We start from the raw sequence: 2,742 nt of genomic DNA on the forward strand, positions 1-2,742 counted from the left end.
AAATGCGCCGTCCCATGATGCTGATTGTATCGGCGAACAAAAAAGTGGATAGATAGAACTAAAACACCTATAAGGTATAAATGGAGGTAATTTATGTTTAAAGAAAAAATTATTATAGAGATGAAAGAAGTATTCAAAGAAATTCCTTTTGGCATAGAGCATACTCTTAAAGTTTTGAAAAATGCAGAAGATATAATGAACGGAGAAAATATCGGAGAGGAAGAAAAAGAATTCATCAGTATTATTGCTATACTACATGATATTGGTGCGGTTGAAGCACAAAAAAAATACGGTTCTATTGATGGTGTCTATCAAGAAAAGGAAGGACCAGCAGTAGCGAAAGAAATATTAAAAAAGGTAGGCTATAACAAAAATATTGATAGAATATGCTTTATAATAGGCAACCATCATACTCCATCTAAAATTGATGGACTTGATTTTCAAATACAATGGGAAGCTGATTTGCTTGAAAATTTAACGGTTATGGATAAAGAAAAAGAACAGGAAAAGATAAAAAAGTGTATAGGTGAAAACTTTAAAACAAACACAGGAAAAAGGATAGCTTATAATCGCTTTATTTTAGATTAGTAGTAGATTATTACAGTTATGTATTTTACTCAAGTTTCGGATTTAGGTTTTATGCAGTCTGAGCGATCAGTTGCATGGCCTTGAACCTGCGGTTATCCCGTATAATTTGCTCCATCAATTCGTTCTCGTCAATGGTAAAAATCTCAGCCACGATTGCTATTACATCAATAATGATTGACCAGATCTTTTCCACGACGGTGAGCTCGTGTACGCCTTCATATATATCGGCGAACAATCCTCCAATGGTCTCTTCACCATGCTCTTCAGGCGCTCAAGCTTGGATACGAAATACTCTTCCTTGCGTTTTTCGGTCTGGCAGTCTCTGTCACGCTTGCGGTTGTAGCGCCTCTCGCGCTGCCGGGCCGTAAGACCTTGTTCCTTGCCATCGACCTTCCCTCTCTCGCCGTGAATCGAGAAGTCCACGACAAATTGAGAGCGGCCGTCGCTCCAGCACAGGGCCAGCAGCTTGTAGCCGAGAATGCACCGCTGAAACACGTGCGAGAATATCTTGCCAATACACTCCATCCTCAATCCGGTCTTCGGCAGGTCGGAATCATCCACAATAAGCACTGCCGGAAGATGGCTCTTTTGATAGTCTTTCCTTATGGTCACGGCCTTGATGAGATGACAGGCGATGTGCCAGATGATGTTGCTAGTCTATATTGTCCTTGGCCATAAACGAATAGAGTAGGTCCTTCTTACCCCCGAACAGTTTCGAGATTGACGATCCGGCATAATGAGAAAAACCCGGGACGGCCATAAACGGCAGAATCAATATGATCTGGAAAAGTTGAAGGTTGGTAAGCTGACAGTTCTCACGTTTTTTCCCTCCGAGATCTTTGTCTGAAATCCTCATCCCCTCAAGGAGGGTCATAAACTTGGAAAATGCGGGATTGATTCGTTTTCCCGTGAAAAAGTTGCGGATCTCCGATGGAATTTTTGTAATTTTGCTCATGGCTTTGAGTGATTGTAATTAGTTGTTTGGGCACCTCTAAATTACTAAATTTCCGTGACATACGGAAATCCTCAAAGCCTTTTTTATGCCCAAATCTATCCTCTCAACCTAAATCCGAAACTTGAGTAAATTATAATTATGAGATGCTACGTGCTTTTGTTCAATATACCCTAAACGTCGATTTAAATGCGCCTGTGATAAAGGATTTAGTTGAAAAGTATAAGGATATAGAACAATTTAATAGGAGCATAACAGATAAATACGTTGCAATATGTAAACGCTTTTAATATTTGAATTTAGCCGTTTATGTAGAATGAAGGTGTGCAAACAAACAGACCCTGAAAAGGGTCTCACCCCCGTTAACCGCAATGTCAAAGACTTGCGGATGGCCAGATGACTCCTATACATCCGACCCCAACGGGGTCGAACCATATAATCTGTAGAAAGGTTCGACCTCCGTTGGGGTCGTGGATTGGGAAGGCACTTCGACCCGCACATTGTATCATGTGCGGTTACTTGAAGTTCGACTCCCGTTGGGGTCGATGGCTCGTCGTTATTCTGAATCTTAGCAAATCCTCTCTTTTTTAATGAACTGTGTGCTTGATCACTGAAAATAATCCTTATTTTTGCCACGAGAGTTTTACGAAAGATAAATAGATAAAGTATTGGAAAAGAAACATAACTGTCAGCAGTGCCCACTGAGGCGGCGATACGACCGTTCACCCAAGTCATTGTTGGGTCGTTTTTGGCGATGGCACATCAATTTCTGTCCGGGATGGAAAGCCTATTTCCTGTCGCTGAGCGAAGAGGAACGGCATGTATTGAGAAAGCAATACGCTTTTCATAAGCCTCAAATCCGCAACTAAGTCCTTCATCGTCCTATTTACGTGTACACGTTCTCTCATTACTGAATTATTAGATAAATTGAGGCTGAAATACCCACTTCTGCCTACAATACCCCCTTACCCCACAATGCGACTTGAGACAATACGCAGTATCATACCCATAAGTTGTAGTCGTCATCCAAAATCAGTCTGGAATACATCTGCGTAAGCATTATTACAGGTATAGATATTCAGCACATACCACCTTGATGTTCTGATCCATTTGGCTGGTACAGAGACAAATCTGAAGACAAACGCTTTTATGCGACTTGTTTTATTGGGTCCGAACCTCTTTACGTCAAGTCTTTGGATAAT

At 41.0% G+C, this 2,742-nt stretch carries 4 protein-coding genes and 1 pseudogene; 2 read left to right on the forward strand and 3 right to left on the reverse strand.

The window, feature by feature from the left end; genetic code table 11:
• The first annotated feature begins 93 nt into the window (after positions 1-93).
• Positions 94-588 carry an HD domain-containing protein gene (locus HMPREF2794_RS00680; protein WP_007897426.1) on the forward strand — a complete coding sequence of 165 codons (495 nt, stop codon included), beginning with the start codon at positions 94-96 and terminating at the stop codon, positions 586-588.
• Between the two features lie 159 nt (positions 589-747).
• Here HMPREF2794_RS00680 and HMPREF2794_RS28720 read toward each other — a convergent pair whose 3' ends face one another.
• Positions 748-1,200 (reverse strand): hypothetical protein, encoded by a 453-nt coding sequence (locus tag HMPREF2794_RS28720; RefSeq protein WP_007664626.1) that lies wholly within the window; start codon positions 1,198-1,200, stop codon positions 748-750.
• A gap of 40 nt (positions 1,201-1,240) precedes the next feature.
• A complete protein-coding gene (locus HMPREF2794_RS00695) occupies positions 1,241-1,543 on the reverse strand; it encodes a hypothetical protein (RefSeq protein WP_007664625.1) in 303 nt (100 codons plus the stop codon).
• Positions 1,544-2,208: 665 nt separating this feature from the next.
• Between HMPREF2794_RS00695 and HMPREF2794_RS27400 the strand changes: the two genes are divergently transcribed.
• Positions 2,209-2,409, forward strand: a complete 201-nt coding sequence (locus tag HMPREF2794_RS27400; RefSeq protein ID WP_007837439.1) for a hypothetical protein — start codon at positions 2,209-2,211, stop codon at positions 2,407-2,409.
• Between the two features lie 153 nt (positions 2,410-2,562).
• Here the strand turns inward: HMPREF2794_RS27400 and HMPREF2794_RS27405 are convergent.
• A pseudogene (locus HMPREF2794_RS27405) lies at positions 2,563-2,742 on the reverse strand (IS1380 family transposase); the annotation flags it as partial.

This window comes from Bacteroides sp. HMSC067B03, assembly GCF_001811315.1.
In the GTDB taxonomy this organism is placed as follows: Bacteria; Bacteroidota; Bacteroidia; order Bacteroidales; family Bacteroidaceae; genus Bacteroides; species Bacteroides faecis.

What these genes read in the sequence shown, in the direction of transcription:
- HMPREF2794_RS00680 (WP_007897426.1), top strand. Translation starts at nt 94, where the DNA reads ATGTTTAAAGAAAAAATTATTATAGAGATGAAAGAAGTATTCAAAGAA.
- HMPREF2794_RS00695 (WP_007664625.1), bottom strand. Translation starts at nt 1,543, where the DNA reads ATGAGCAAAATTACAAAAATTCCATCGGAGATCCGCAACTTTTTCACG.